This window comes from Trinickia dabaoshanensis, from assembly GCF_002879885.1.
Classification (GTDB): Bacteria; Pseudomonadota; Gammaproteobacteria; order Burkholderiales; family Burkholderiaceae; genus Trinickia; species Trinickia dabaoshanensis.
Map to the genome: position 1 here is coordinate 26,065 of NZ_PNYA01000028.1, position 13,179 is coordinate 39,243.

Genomic DNA, 13,179 nt, shown 5'->3' on the forward strand with positions numbered 1-13,179 from the left:
TCGTCGTCAGATGGCGTACGGCCGCTTTCCAACATTGACGGGCCATCTGCACGACCTATAAGTAACGCTCCCGGGTGGCAGAAACTGGCCGGTCCCGGACGCCCCCCGTCGACGCCACCGCTCCGCCGCCGAGCCATGCCAGTTTCGATACTAGCGGCCGCGAAACCCCACTCCCCAAACCCCAAAAAACCCTGTAGAATCGCGGTCTTCGCGGGCGTCGTATAATGGCTATTACCCTAGCTTCCCAAGCTAGAGACGTGGGTTCGATTCCCATCGCCCGCTCCAAGTTGACCACCGGCCGAACAGTGTCTCGACCGTGCAAGGCAGTTTGAAGCCCTCCGCCTTCTCTCACCCCCTTCGCCCTTTTCACTCCAACGAATCGCCGAGCCTTCGCTGTGCCGATACGCATCACGCCCGGCATAGAACGCCCGCTAGCAAACCAGCCCTCTCCCCGAGACTTGCTATACTGCACTCCGGCTTGCCTGGACACTAGGCGACGCGGCGCATGCCGTCCGCCTCTGCCTGGGCCTCCTCGACCCGTGCGATCGGGTCGCGATCGCGATGCCCATCCCGGCAGCATGTCCCCCAAGCGCCTCATCCGGAGTCGGCAAGTTGCCTCTGATGACGTGAGCCTGCCATGTCGGCGGAAAGATCTTCGAAACGCACCCTACTACTGCTCGCCTTTCTCTCGGTGACCACCGTCGCTTCGGCGCAGACACTCACCGACGAACTCGCCAAACGCACCGGCGTGAGCCCCGAGCAAGTTACCGCGCTGCTCGCCAACTGCGACGCGAACCGAAACAGCATGAAGCTCTGCGCGTGGCGCGACGAACTCGCCGCCGAACGCACGTTGAGCCGGCTCATCGACGAAAAACGCGCCGCCTCTCCCAAATGCGGCGCCGTCCTCGAGCAAAAAGTCGCAGCCTGGCAAAGGCGGCGTGACGAAACTTGCCGACAATCCGCGCAGCGCCAATGGACCGACGGCTCGATGCAGTCGGCCGCCCTCGCGATGTGTACGACGGATCGCACCAAACAGATGATGCAGACCCTCTCCTCGAATAGCTGCCCGTAGCACCGGCACCTCTCTTGAAAATGCGAGGGCCACCCCAACGATGTTTCCGTCGGCGATTTCCGCGTGTATGCATCCGCCAACCAAGTTCGGCCTGATTTCGAGAATCGATCAAACCAAACAAGTGTGACCGTCGCGGAATTTCCGGCGCGCGCCGTTGTCGATATTTGGCTCGGCTAACCGCCACTCGGCTCTGCCGCCTGCCCACTATTTGCGCAACCGATAACGATGGAACGGTATTTCATGTCACGCACGAGCGCAGTCGGGTTGCTCGTCGATACGCGCCAAGCGCTCGTCGCCGACATGCACGATAAGCCGGCACACGAGGCCGAGCGCAGCCAACAGATGATTCACGAGGTCGAGCGGCTACTGCTGGACGTACGAGTGGGTCGCACGCGCGAGTTCAAACTCGAATTTCCGAACCGGATGCACGTCATCGTCTCCGACTGAGCCTTCCGGCGCACACGCCAAGCAACGAGATTTCCCGCGCGCCGCGCTCTCGTCTACAATCTCGCCCACGACTTGACGCCGGCCTTGCGCCGGCGCGCCCGACACGCAAGCCGCCCGCGTTGGCGGCTTTTTCATTCGCCGGGCGCCAGCGCCTTCGACTGTTGACAACGATGATTCACGATCCGAACGATACGGGCTTGCCGCCCGATGCCCCCGGCGACGCCGGCGACGCAACGCCGCCCTCCACCGACGCTCCCCGCTTTCCGCGCCGCATTCGCAGCTTCGTGACGCGCGCCGGCCGCGTATCGACGGGCCAGCGGCGCGCGCTCGACGAACTCGGGCCGCGCTTCGTCGTACCTTACTCGCCCAACCCCGTGAACTGGGAAACCGTGTTCGGCCGCCAAGCGCCGCGCGTGCTCGAGATCGGTTTCGGCATGGGCGCTACGACAGCCGAGATCGCCGCCGCCCGGCCGGGCGACGATTTCATCGGCGTCGAGGTTCATGAGCCCGGCGTGGGCGCCCTACTGAAGCTCATTGGCGACCAAGGGCTCACCAACATCCGGATCATTCAGCACGACGCGGTCGAGGTGATCGAGCAAATGATCGAGGCAGGCTCGCTCGACGGCGTGCACATTTTCTTCCCCGATCCGTGGCACAAGGCGCGGCATCACAAACGCCGGCTCATTCAACCGCCGTTCGTCGCACTGTTGGCGTCGCGCCTCAAACCCGGCGCGTATCTGCACTGCGCGACCGACTGGCAAAACTACGCCGAGCAAATGCTCGAAGTACTCGGCGCCGACCCGTCGCTAGAAAACACGGCGCAAGATTACGCGCCCCGCCCCGATTACCGTCCCGTGACGAAGTTCGAACGGCGAGGGCTGCGGCTGGGCCACGGCGTATGGGACCTCGTGTTCAAACGCCGCTGAGCGCACACTGCATCCGGTAGGCGGGGTGCGGCAACGCTAAGCGCCCCAGTTGAGCGCATCGCCGTAACCGATGACGAGCACGATCATCCCGAACGCTATGCGGTACCAAGCGAACGCGGTGAAATCGTGCGTGGCCAGATAGCGCAGCAACCAGCGCACGCAAATGAAGGCGCTCACGAAGGCGGCGGCCGTGCCCACCGTCAAGATATCGGCAATATCGACGAACGCCGTGCCGCGATGCTTGATCAGTTCGTAAAGCGTCGCGCCACCGATGACGGGGATCGCGAGAAAGAAAGAAAACTCGGTCGCGACGCGCCGTTCGACGCCGAGCAGCATCGCCCCGATGATCGTCGAGCCCGAACGCGAAACGCCCGGAATCAACGCGCAGCATTGCGCGCATCCCACCTTCAGCGCGTCGAGCGGGCGCAATTCGTCGATGGTCCGAATCCGCCCGGACGCACCGGCGCGGCGACGCTCGCGTGCTTGCGCCCACAAAATGACGACTCCGCCCACGACGAGCGCGACCGCCACCGGAACCGGCGCGAATAGCGCGTCCTTGATCACGGCTTCGAACGACAAGCCCAGCAAAACCGCGGGAATCGTGGCGATGACGACGTTCAGCGCGAAACGGCGCTGCGTGGCGTCGCCCCATACCCCCGAGGCGACACGGCCGATGCGCCGGCGGTATTCCCAGCACACGGCCAGAATCGCGCCGAACTGAATGACGACGTGAAACGTCTTCGCCGAATCGCCGCCGAAATTGAGCAGGCTGCCGACGACGATCAGATGCCCGGTACTGGACACCGGAAGAAATTCGGTCAGCCCTTCGACGACGCCGAGTATCAATGCCTTGCCGATCAAAACCCAGTCCATCGGTGCCCTCTCTCTCGGTAGTGACAATACGAGCGGACCGGACGATCGAGCGTGCGCGGCCCATCCCGGCCGCGCTGTCGTCATTTCTCGACGATTTGGACGCGTATGCCGTTTGTAAGGATCGTGATTGTACCGGGTTCGAAGTTCACCCCGGCGAATTGAAGCTGATCGGGCTTGAAGGTGTAGATGGGATAGCCGTCGAGCCACTGCGCGGCCGCGAGTGCACCGGCCGACTCGATCTGCTGACGGTAGGCCCGGGCCTCGCCGTCTACGTCCACCCGCTCGACCGTCGGCGAGCGCAGCACCACCGCATGGCTCGGCTCGTCGTATTGAAGCTGACTCGTCAGTAGAAATCCGCCGTCGACCGGTTGCTGCAAGAACGGACTTTCGACGTGAGCATCCACATGCACGGTGACGCGGTTGGCGCCCGGCTCGAAACCGACGACGGGATTGGTCAGCGCGACGTCGAATAGCTGCGATACGGTGCGGTGATACGGGAATTTGCGGGCGACCGCGGTTTGCACCTGCTCACGCGAAAACGTGTAGTGATCGGGGATGAACGGAAACGTCGAACTCGCGCACGCCGACAGCGACAAACCGATGCCCGCGCCGGCCAACGCGGCGCAAGCCAAACCCAACAATCTGCGCCGGCGGGGCGCGATGGCATTCGTCATGCATGACCTCCTAATGTGGGCTGCGTATCGGCCTCGAGTTGCGTCAGCCAAGCGAGCGCGTACGCTTGCGTGGTGCCGCACATCTGCGGCTGCGGCTGCAAACCCGAGCAGCAAGCCGGGCGTTCCGGCTGGCCGAAGATGCGGCACTGCGCGTCATCGTCGAGTTGGACACATCGGACGCCGGCAGGTTTGCCGTTGGGCATTCCCGGAATCGGGCTCGAGATCGACGGAGCGATGCAACACGCCCCGCACCCGGGACGGCAAGCATGTTCGGCGACGGGCGAACGGATGGGCAAACCGGGAGCGTTCAATGCAATGGCTCGTATCGATGACTTGGCGCGCGTCGCCGCATCGGCGCACGAACTCGCAACCTTGGTAAAGTAGATGTTTCGCCCACGATTTTAGAGGATCGCAGCATGCGCGGTACGCGCGCCATTTACGCGGTGCAAAAGCTCAAGGAGCGCACCGGCAACAACCATTACGCGGCCATCGGGATGCCCGGCGGTTTATTTCGTCTGGTGGATCGCGCAAGCGGCGTCGAGTTGCCGCTGTCCGAGCCGTTGCCGCTCGATGCGTTCGTCGCCTTCGTAGACGCCATCTCACCGGCCAAACCGCGCAAAGTCAGCAAGCTCGACGCGGCGTTCGAGGCGCAGATCAAACGCAGCAAACGCTGAGGACTGCGGCGGCAGGCACCCGGTTTGGTACAATCCCGAGGTTTCTTTCCGTCGTACCGAACCGCTACGTCCAAGTCCGTCAAGTCGCCATGAACATCGAGCAAGCCCGTTTCAACATGATCGAACAACAAATTCGCCCCTGGGACGTGCTGGACCAGGACGTGCTGAATCTGCTGTCGGTCGTCAAGCGCGAAAACTACGTTCCCGCCGCCTACCGCGAAATCGCGTTCGCCGATCTCGAAGTGCCGCTGCCCGCCGGCGAGCATATGCTCTTCCCGCGCGTCGAAGCGCGCATCCTGCAAGAGCTGGCCGTCAAGAAGCACGAAACCGTGCTCGAAATCGGCGCCGGCTCGGGCTATATGGCCGCGCTGCTCGCCCATCGCGCCCGTCACGTGCTGACGGTGGATATCAAGCCGGAACTCGCGGAACTCGCCAAGCGCAATCTCGCCGAGAACGGCGTGACGAACGCCGAAGTGGCAACGGGCGACGGTGCACGCGGCTGGCCTGCAAGCGCGCCGTACGATGTGATCTGCGTATCGGGCGGCCTGCCGGTGCTCCCGCAAGAAATGCTCGAGCAACTGAAGATCGGCGGCCGACTGGCTGCGTTCGTCGGCACGGCGCCGGTCATGAAGGCGCAAATCATCACGCGCGTCGACGAAAAGCAGTTCCGCGTGGCGGACGTTTTCGAAACGTACATCGAGCCGCTCATCAACGCCGTTCAGCCGCCGCGCTTCAAGTTCTAAACGTCCCTTTCTCGAGCGAGGGCGCGGCTTCGCCGTTATCGGCCGCCCCCTCGTCCCGCTCTTCCGATCGATCGTCACCATGCAAAACCTGACCGCGCCCGCTCTCGCCGAATGGCTCGCCGACACCTCGCGCGCCGCGCCCGTGCTGCTCGACGTACGCGAACCGTGGGAACTCGCCACCGCGCATATCGCCGGCTGCGTGGATATCCCGATGCGCGATATCCCGGCGCGCAGCGAAGAGTTGGACGACGAAGCGCCGATCGTGTGCATCTGTCATCACGGTGCCCGCAGCGCGAACGTGGCGATGTTTCTGGAAGGCCGCGGCTTCAAGAACGTATTCAATCTCCAAGGCGGTATCGACGCCTGGTCGCGCCAGGTCGATCCGAAGGTACCGCTTTATTGAGCGGTGCGACGCCTAAGCGGTGCTTCGCACGAAGGCCAACAGCAGGCTGTAGTCGCCTGCATCCGCTGCACGCAACGCGGCTAAGTAATTCGACCGGGCGTTGTCAGCTTTAACCAACGTCCCGCCCCCGCCCCACGAAAACGGCGCCTCGCCCATGGTGCGCAAGAGCGCATCCGCCATCATTCGCGAATGTCGACCATTGCCATTGGGAAAAGGGTGAACCCACACTAAATCGCGGTGGAAACGCGCGGCGATTTCGTCCGGCGCGAACGTTTCGTTTTCGACCCACCACCGCGCGTTATCGAAGAGATCTCTCAGTTTGACGCTCACCTGCGTCCAGTCACATCCGATGTTCTTGTCGGACTTGCGGAACGTCCCTGCCCATGACCAGGTCTGGTCGAACATCTTCTTGTGAAGATCGCGACAGAAGGCTTCACTGAGGACATCGACCTTACGCTGGCGGCGAGCCCACTGCACGGCTCGCAGGATGTTCTCCTGCTCCCAGTCGTTCAGGTCGCCCTTGGTGAGCACGTGCGTCGGTATCAACCCTGCAAGCTCGTCAGGGTCGAGCGGTGTCTGGCCGTCCTGTTCGTCTAAATCTATCGCCATAGATCGGACCAGCGGCCCCTGAGAAGCTCCGCCGTTCTCTGCTCGAGCTGCTTCCGAAGTCGGTCGGTTGCCGGACGTTGGTCTTCTAGACTCATCGTGTGCGCAACACCGCTCACTTCCTGCAACGCGATCGAGCGCGCGCGGTCTTCGACCATTTCAGTCAGTGGTTTTCTCGGCACGAGTGCGTAGACCAGTTCGCAGTCCAACCCGTCAGCCAATTTGCGAAGGTGCCCGAGCGTGATTCGCTCCTCGGCTTCGGCCGTCTCCGATTTGTGAAGAGTAGAGCTGGCGATACCTAGTCGGTCCGCTTGCTGTCGCTCGGTGAGCCCAAGCGCCTCTCGGATGGCCTTCAACCATCCGCGCGGCGGGGGACGACGCTTGGCCAGCGGAGTATAGGAAACCACTGCCGCCTGCAGCTGCTCGAGCCGAAGCTGCCTCAGTCGATAATCCATTTGCTGGCTCATAGGCTATCAGATATTCAAGAAATGATAGCCTATAGTCAAGCATTCATCAATCATTTGCTTCACTTTGATGAAGCATGCAAACATCATTTGATGCACTATAGGCCAGCAACATTCAGCGGCGTGCTACTCCATACCGCGGCACCGAGCACCGTTCACCAATATCGCGCGTGGCGCTCGCCCACGGCGCGCCGCGCACCAACTTGATCCGCCTTCGTCGCTCGGCCGGCCACGGCCGAACGATCCCCACGCCCCCACGCGCCGCCCCTCTCGCTTAATAGGACTCGATTGGCATACCCCTTGCGTTGCTCGGCGGTCCGCTCGTGACCGTCGATCGTGATCGATGCACGCAACGCGCGACGTACTCCAATAAACGTCATTTCAGCACCGGCAAGGGGAAGCACATGAAACGTCGCAGCTTGTTGAAGCTCGGTACGCTCTCCGGCGCGCTTGCGCTCGCAGGGCAAGCCCCGTTGGTTCGCGCGCAATCGTCGAAGGGACCCATCAAGGTCGGTATCTTGCATTCGTTGTCGGGCACGATGGCGATCTCGGAAACCTCCCTCAAAGATACGGCGCTCATGACGATCGCCGACATCAACAAGAACGGCGGCGTCATGGGCCGGCAAATCGAGCCCGTCGTCGTGGACCCCGCATCGAATTGGCCGCTCTTCGCCGAAAAGGCGCGACAACTGCTCACGCAAGAGAAAGTCGCTTGCGTCTTCGGCTGCTGGACCTCGGTCTCGCGCAAATCGGTCTTGCCGGTCTTCGAGGAATTGAACGGCCTGCTCTATTACCCGGTTCAGTACGAAGGCGAAGAGATGTCGCGCAACGTCTTCTACACGGGCGCCGCGCCCAATCAGCAGGCGCTGCCCGCCGTCGAATATCTGATGGGCGCGGAAGGCGGCGGTGCGAAGCGCTTCTTCCTGCTCGGCACCGACTACGTGTATCCGCGCACCACGAACAAGATCCTGCGCGCCTTCCTGCATTCGAAGGGCGTGGCCGACGCCGACATTCAAGAGGTCTATACCCCGTTCGGCCATAGCGACTACCAAACGATCGTCGCCAATATCAAGGCCTTCGCGCAAGGCGGGAAAACGACCGTCGTCTCCACGATCAACGGCGATTCGAACGTGCCGTTCTATAAAGAACTCGGCAATCAAGGCATCAAAGCAACGGACACCCCCGTCGTCGCGTTCTCCGTCGGCGAAGAAGAGTTGCGCGGGATCGACACGAAACCGCTCGTCGGCCACCTCGCCGCATGGAATTACTTCATGTCGGTGCGCAGTCCGGCCAATGCGAAGTTCAAGTCGCAATGGGCCGAGTGGGTCAAGTCGCAAAACTTGCCCGGCGGCGCCAAGCGCGTCACGAACGATCCGATGGAAGCCACGTTCGTCGGCATCCACATGTGGAAGCAAGCCGTCGAGAAAGCCAAGAGCACCGACGTCGATAAAGTCCGCGTGGCAATGATCGGCCAGACCGTGGCCGCCCCCTCGGGATTCACATTGACGATGGACGGCAACCATCATTTGCACAAGCCCGTGATGATCGGCGAAATCCGCGGCGATGGACAATTCAATGTCGTTTGGAAGACGAAGGCTCCCATTCGCGCTCAACCGTGGAGCCCGTACATCGCCGGCAACGCGGGCAAGCCTGACGTCGTGAGCTCGATCGGCGAGTTCTTGCGCAGGCGCAGCCTCGCCTAACCGGCGGCTCGCCGAGCCGCCGCAAGCCGCGAGTACGGCATCGCGAAGCGCGCGAAAGGCGCGCCTCGCGCCATCGTCACTCGCCCACGGATCGTCGTCTTGATAGCGCCTCGACTCATGAATCGACTCTTATGCCGCTGCCTGTTGTGGGCCGCGCTCGTTTACTCACTGGTGAACGGCGCGGCATTCGCCATGACAGCGTCGGACGTCGCCCCGCTCGCGGGCGACGACTTTCACGCGAAAGCGGCGGCCATCGACGCACTCGCGGCCATGCATGACGACACCGCCGCGCTGGCCCTGCTCGGTGCCCTAGCCGACGACCGCGCGTTGGCAACGGATTCCGGCGAGGTGCTGATCGCGCAAAACGGCGACGACGCGCAAGCGCGCGATGCGGTTTCGGGCAAACTCGTCACGATCGGCGATGCTCAACCGGTGACGCTCGACAATCGCCTGCGCAGCAAAGTCGCCCATGCACTAGCCGGCGTAAAGCTCGGCTCCCCCGATCTCGAAACGCGGCGCCAAGCCGCGGACGCGCTGTTGGCGAACCCCGATCCGTCGATGAAGGCGCTGATCGAAGCGGCGCGCGCAAAGGAAACCGACCCGGCGCTCAAGCGCCGCCTCGACGTACTGTGGGCCACGACTGCCCTCAGCGACTCGGACGCGAATAAACGACTCGAAGCCGTGACGTTGCTGGCCGCCCGCCGCGACTTGGAACTCTATCCGTTGCTGCGCCCACTCGTCGCCCAGCGCACCGACGGCAGCTTCGCCGAGCCCGATTCCCGCGTGCGCGCGGCCGCGCAACGCGGTATCGATGCGCTCGATGCGATCACGCGCAACGGCCGCATTGCCGGCACCGTCTTCGCCGGCGTCTCGCTCGGCAGCGTGTTGCTGCTCGCGGCGCTGGGCCTCGCCATCACCTATGGCGTGGTCGGCGTCATCAACATGGCGCACGGCGAATTCCTCATGATCGGCGCCTACGCCACCTACGTCGTGCAAAACGCGTTTCGGCATTACGCGCCGGGCGCGTTCGATTGGTATCCCCTCGCCGCCGTACCCGCCTCGTTCATCGCGGCGGCGCTCGTGGGCGTCGTGCTCGAGCGGCTCGTGCTCCGGCGGCTTTACGGCCGCCCGCTCGAAACATTGCTGACGACGTTCGGCGCGAGCCTCGTCCTCATGCAAGCCACACGCACGATATTCGGCGCGCAAAACGTCCAAGTGACGAATCCCGATTGGATGACCGGCGGCATCACGATCATGCAAAACCTCGTGCTTCCGTACAACCGCATCGTCATCGTCGCATTCTCGATGGCCGTCGTCCTCATCGCCTGGGGCGTGCTCACCCGCACTCGGCTCGGGCTGTTCGTGCGCGCCGTCACGCAAAACCGGACCATGGCGGCGTGCGTCGGCGTGAAAACCGGATTCGTCGATTCCTATGCATTCGCGTTCGGCGCGGGCATCGCCGGCCTCGGCGGCTGTGCGCTCTCGCAAATCGGCAACGTCGGCCCCGATCTCGGACAAAGCTACATCGTCGATTCGTTCATGGCGGTCGTGCTCGGCGGCGTCGGGCAACTCGCCGGCACCGTGCTCGGCAGCTTCGGGCTCGGCATTCTCACGAAAGCGATCGAGCCGGTCTCGGGCGCGGTGCTCGCCAAGATCGCCGTGCTCGTCTTGATCGTCCTCGTCATTCAGAAGCGTCCGCAGGGCTTGTTCGCCCTGAAAGGCCGCAGCGCATGAGGCCCGCAATGCGATCTCTCATCTCCCCCGCAGACGCGCAAGAAGCCGGCTCGCGAGATGCCCGTCATGGCCGCGCGGCATCTACGTCCACCGCGATGACGGCACTGCCCGAACGGCGCCCGCTGCTCTCGCGCCCCGCGTGGGCCGCCCTGCTCGCGCTCGTGCTGATCGTCGGCTGCGGCACGCCGATCGCCGCGCTCGTACTACCCGCATCGAGCGCCTTGCATCTCTCGGCCTACACGCTGACGATCGGCGGCAAGTTCATGTGCTACGCCATCGCCGCGCTCGCGCTCGATCTCGTCTGGGGCTATTGCGGCATCCTGAGTTTGGGCCACGGCCTGTTCTTCGCGCTCGGCGGGTACGGGATCGGCATGTACCTCATGCGCGCGATCGGACACGACGGCGTATACGGCAGCGATCTGCCGGACTTCATGGTCTTCCTGAACTGGCATGCGCTGCCTTGGTTCTGGCATGGCACGGAGCATCTCGGGTATGCGCTCGTACTCGTGCTCGTCGTGCCCGCGCTGCTCGCATGGGTCTTCGGCTTCTTCGCGTTTCGTTCGCGCGTTCAAGGCGTCTATCTATCGATCATCACGCAAGCGCTCACGTACGCGGCCATGCTGCTGTTTTACCGGAACGAAACGGGCTTCGGGGGAAACAACGGCTTCACCGACTTCAAGCGAATCGCCGGGTTTCCGATCGCCCACCCCGGCACGCGCGTGACGCTCTTTCTGCTGACGTTCGGCGTACTCGTTCTCGCCTTCATCGGCGCGCGGGCCATCGTCACGTCGAAACTGGGACGCGTCGTCACGGCCATGCGCGACAGCGAGACGCGTCTGATGTTTCTCGGCTACAGCCCGCTCGCGTACAAGCTGTTCATCTGGACGCTATCGGCGGTGCTCTGTGCGATTGCAGGCGCGCTCTACGTGCCGCAAGTCGGCATCATCAACCCGAGCGAGATGTCGCCCGCGAACTCGATCGAAATGGCGATTTGGGTGGCGGTGGGCGGGCGCGGCACGTTGCTCGGGCCGATCGCCGGCGCGTTCGCGGTCAACGCGGCGCGCAGCGCCTTCACGGCCTACCTGCCCGAATACTGGCTGTTCTTTCTCGGCGCGCTGTTCGTCGTCGTGCCCCTCGCGCTACCGCGCGGTCTCGCGGGATTGGCCGCTTCGCTCGTCGACCGGAGGGCTCGCCGATGAAGACCATCCGTACGCCGGATGAAATGGCGACGCTCCTTGCGCCGCCTTCGGGCGATGCCCCCATGGCGCATGTCGTCACACCCGGGGCGATCGACGTCACGCACGGGACGATTTTGTATCTCGAAGACGTAAGCGTCAGCTTCGATGGCTTCCGGGCATTGAACAGCTTGTCGCTCACGCTCGACGCCGGCGAGTTGCGGTGCGTCATCGGACCGAACGGCGCGGGTAAAACGACGATGATGGATGTGATCACGGGGCGCACGCGCCCCGATCATGGCCGCGTCTTCCTCGGTCAGACGCTCGATCTCACGCGCATGGACGAGCCCGCGATCGCGCGTGCCGGCATCGGCCGCAAGTTTCAAAAGCCGACGGTGTTCGAACAGCATCCCGTATGGGAGAACCTCGAACTCGCGATGAAAACGGATAAGCGCTGGCACGCGACGTTGCGCGCGCGGCTTACGCGTGACGCCGCCGCGAGCATCGAGGAGACGCTGGCGACGATCGGCCTCGCACAGCAGGCCTGGCGGCCCGCGGGCGAGCTCTCGCATGGACAGAAGCAACGCCTCGAGATCGGCATGCTGCTCATGCAGCAGCCCGCGCTGCTGCTGCTCGACGAACCGGCCGCGGGCATGACCGACGACGAGACCATGGCACTCGCCGCGCTGCTCGATCGGCTGCGCGGCACCTGTTCGATGATCGTGGTCGAGCACGACATGGAGTTCGTCGCCGCCCTCGCCGGTGCGCATGGGCGCGTCACCGTCATGGCCGAGGGGCGCGTGCTCGCGCAAGGCACGCTCGACGAAGTGAAGCGCGACGAAGCCGTCGTCGAATCGTATCTCGGCCGCTAACTTGGCCGCTAACGCTGCCGCTGACGCGATGAGACGCCACCCCTGCCCGAATCGACAAGGACAGCTTCGATGCTCGATGTAACCGGACTCAATCAGTTCTACGGCGGCAGCCATATCCTGCGCGACGTGACGATGCACGTGCCGCAGGGCTCGCTGACCGTTTTGCTCGGCCGCAACGGCGTGGGCAAGACCACGTTGATGCGCTGCCTCATGGGGGTCGTGCGCGCCAAGAGCGGCAAGATCGCATGGCGCGGCGAAGCGCTCGATGCACTCGCGCCGCCGGCGCGCGTGGCGCGCGGCATCGCTTACGTTCCGCAAGGGCGCGACATCTTCGCGCGGCTCACCGTCGAGGAAAACCTGCTCGTCGGCGCGGCCAGCAAGCGCCGCGTCTCGCAGGTGCCCGAGCACATTTATGCGCTGTTCCCGGTGCTCAAAGACATGCGCGAGCGGCGCGGCGGCGACCTATCGGGCGGCCAACAACAGCAGCTCGCGATCGGCCGCGCGTTGATGAGCGAGCCGCAACTTTTGATCCTCGACGAGCCCACCGAGGGTATCCAGCCCTCGATCATTCAGGAGATCGGCCGGACCTTGCGCAAGCTCGTCGACGAAACGGGCATGACGGTGCTGCTCGTCGAGCAGTATTATGACTTCGCCAAGGCATTGGCCGACCATTACTGGGTCATGCGGCGCGGCGAAATCGTCGCGAGCGGCGCGGGCAACGAGATGGACGCGCGCGGCGTCCGCGAGATGATCGCGGTCTGAGAGGCCCGGTGCTATGCTCGATTCCATCTTTACGCGCGCGTATCGCCGCAA

16 protein-coding genes and 1 tRNA gene are annotated in these 13,179 nt (G+C 63.7%); 12 read left to right on the forward strand and 5 right to left on the reverse strand.

Translation table 11 applies throughout. The features are described 5' to 3' along the window. Window positions 1–210: 210 nt before the first annotated feature. The 4 genes from C0Z18_RS25435 (at window position 211) to trmB (ending at window position 2,445) form a co-directional block, all read left to right on the forward strand. A tRNA-Gly gene (locus tag C0Z18_RS25435) sits at window positions 211–285 on the forward strand. A gap of 352 nt (window positions 286–637) precedes the next feature. After that, a complete protein-coding gene (locus C0Z18_RS25440; protein ID WP_146014095.1) occupies window positions 638–1,072 on the forward strand; it encodes a lysozyme inhibitor LprI family protein in 435 nt (144 codons plus the stop codon). A gap of 240 nt (window positions 1,073–1,312) precedes the next feature. Further along, window positions 1,313–1,519 carry a hypothetical protein gene (locus C0Z18_RS25445; protein WP_102648237.1) on the forward strand — a complete coding sequence of 69 codons (207 nt, stop codon included), beginning with the start codon at window positions 1,313–1,315 and terminating at the stop codon, window positions 1,517–1,519. A gap of 170 nt (window positions 1,520–1,689) precedes the next feature. Then, window positions 1,690–2,445 carry a tRNA (guanosine(46)-N7)-methyltransferase TrmB gene (gene trmB, locus C0Z18_RS25450; RefSeq protein WP_102648238.1) on the forward strand — a complete coding sequence of 252 codons (756 nt, stop codon included), beginning with the start codon at window positions 1,690–1,692 and terminating at the stop codon, window positions 2,443–2,445. A gap of 36 nt (window positions 2,446–2,481) precedes the next feature. Here the strand turns inward: trmB and C0Z18_RS25455 are convergent, their stop codons facing one another. The 3 genes from C0Z18_RS25455 to C0Z18_RS25465 form a co-directional block, all read right to left on the reverse strand. Further along, window positions 2,482–3,318, reverse strand: coding sequence for an undecaprenyl-diphosphate phosphatase (locus C0Z18_RS25455; RefSeq protein ID WP_102648239.1), 837 nt, complete (start codon window positions 3,316–3,318; stop codon window positions 2,482–2,484). A gap of 80 nt (window positions 3,319–3,398) precedes the next feature. Then, window positions 3,399–3,992 carry a DUF1439 domain-containing protein gene (locus tag C0Z18_RS25460; protein WP_102648240.1) on the reverse strand — a complete coding sequence of 198 codons (594 nt, stop codon included), beginning with the start codon at window positions 3,990–3,992 and terminating at the stop codon, window positions 3,399–3,401. Beyond that, a complete protein-coding gene (locus tag C0Z18_RS25465; RefSeq protein WP_102648308.1) occupies window positions 3,989–4,288 on the reverse strand; it encodes a YkgJ family cysteine cluster protein in 300 nt (99 codons plus the stop codon). Before C0Z18_RS25465 ends, C0Z18_RS25460 begins: the two co-directional genes overlap by 4 nt. 120 nt (window positions 4,289–4,408) lie before the next feature. Here C0Z18_RS25465 and C0Z18_RS25470 point away from each other — a divergent pair, with 120 nt between their 5' ends. The 3 genes from C0Z18_RS25470 to C0Z18_RS25480 all read left to right on the forward strand — a co-directional run bounded on the left by C0Z18_RS25470 (window position 4,409) and on the right by C0Z18_RS25480 (window position 5,812). Beyond that, window positions 4,409–4,666, forward strand: coding sequence for a hypothetical protein (locus C0Z18_RS25470; RefSeq protein WP_102648241.1), 258 nt, complete (start codon window positions 4,409–4,411; stop codon window positions 4,664–4,666). A gap of 89 nt (window positions 4,667–4,755) precedes the next feature. Then, window positions 4,756–5,409, forward strand: a complete 654-nt coding sequence (locus C0Z18_RS25475; protein WP_102648242.1) for a protein-L-isoaspartate O-methyltransferase family protein — start codon at window positions 4,756–4,758, stop codon at window positions 5,407–5,409. A gap of 79 nt (window positions 5,410–5,488) precedes the next feature. Further along, window positions 5,489–5,812, forward strand: a complete 324-nt coding sequence (locus C0Z18_RS25480) for a rhodanese-like domain-containing protein (RefSeq protein ID WP_102648243.1) — start codon at window positions 5,489–5,491, stop codon at window positions 5,810–5,812. A 12-nt stretch (window positions 5,813–5,824) separates the two neighbouring features. Here C0Z18_RS25480 and C0Z18_RS25485 read toward each other — a convergent pair whose 3' ends face one another. Further along, the gene (locus tag C0Z18_RS25485; protein ID WP_102648244.1) at window positions 5,825–6,421 is read right to left on the reverse strand and encodes a mobile mystery protein B; all 597 of its coding nucleotides are present in this window, start codon (window positions 6,419–6,421) and stop codon (window positions 5,825–5,827) included. Further along, the gene (locus C0Z18_RS25490; protein ID WP_102648309.1) at window positions 6,412–6,873 is read right to left on the reverse strand and encodes a mobile mystery protein A; all 462 of its coding nucleotides are present in this window, start codon (window positions 6,871–6,873) and stop codon (window positions 6,412–6,414) included. The genes C0Z18_RS25485 and C0Z18_RS25490 overlap by 10 nt, the downstream gene beginning before the upstream one ends. 413 nt (window positions 6,874–7,286) lie before the next feature. Between C0Z18_RS25490 and urtA the strand changes: the two genes are divergently transcribed. The 5 genes from urtA (at window position 7,287) to urtE (ending at window position 13,128) form a co-directional block, all read left to right on the forward strand. Next, window positions 7,287–8,585, forward strand: coding sequence for an urea ABC transporter substrate-binding protein (urtA, locus tag C0Z18_RS25495; RefSeq protein WP_102648310.1), 1,299 nt, complete (start codon window positions 7,287–7,289; stop codon window positions 8,583–8,585). A gap of 117 nt (window positions 8,586–8,702) precedes the next feature. Continuing rightward, window positions 8,703–10,319, forward strand: coding sequence for an urea ABC transporter permease subunit UrtB (gene urtB, locus C0Z18_RS25500; protein WP_102648245.1), 1,617 nt, complete (start codon window positions 8,703–8,705; stop codon window positions 10,317–10,319). A gap of 8 nt (window positions 10,320–10,327) precedes the next feature. Next, complete coding sequence (urtC, locus tag C0Z18_RS25505) at window positions 10,328–11,518, forward strand: urea ABC transporter permease subunit UrtC (protein WP_102648246.1); 1,191 nt, start codon at window positions 10,328–10,330, stop codon at window positions 11,516–11,518. Next, window positions 11,515–12,366: an urea ABC transporter ATP-binding protein UrtD gene (urtD, locus tag C0Z18_RS25510; protein WP_102648247.1), complete on the forward strand. Its 852-nt coding sequence runs from the start codon at window positions 11,515–11,517 to the stop codon at window positions 12,364–12,366. Before urtC ends, urtD begins: the two co-directional genes overlap by 4 nt. A 69-nt stretch (window positions 12,367–12,435) precedes the next feature. Further along, complete coding sequence (gene urtE, locus C0Z18_RS25515) at window positions 12,436–13,128, forward strand: urea ABC transporter ATP-binding subunit UrtE (protein WP_102648248.1); 693 nt, start codon at window positions 12,436–12,438, stop codon at window positions 13,126–13,128. The last annotated feature ends 51 nt before the right edge of the window (window positions 13,129–13,179 follow it).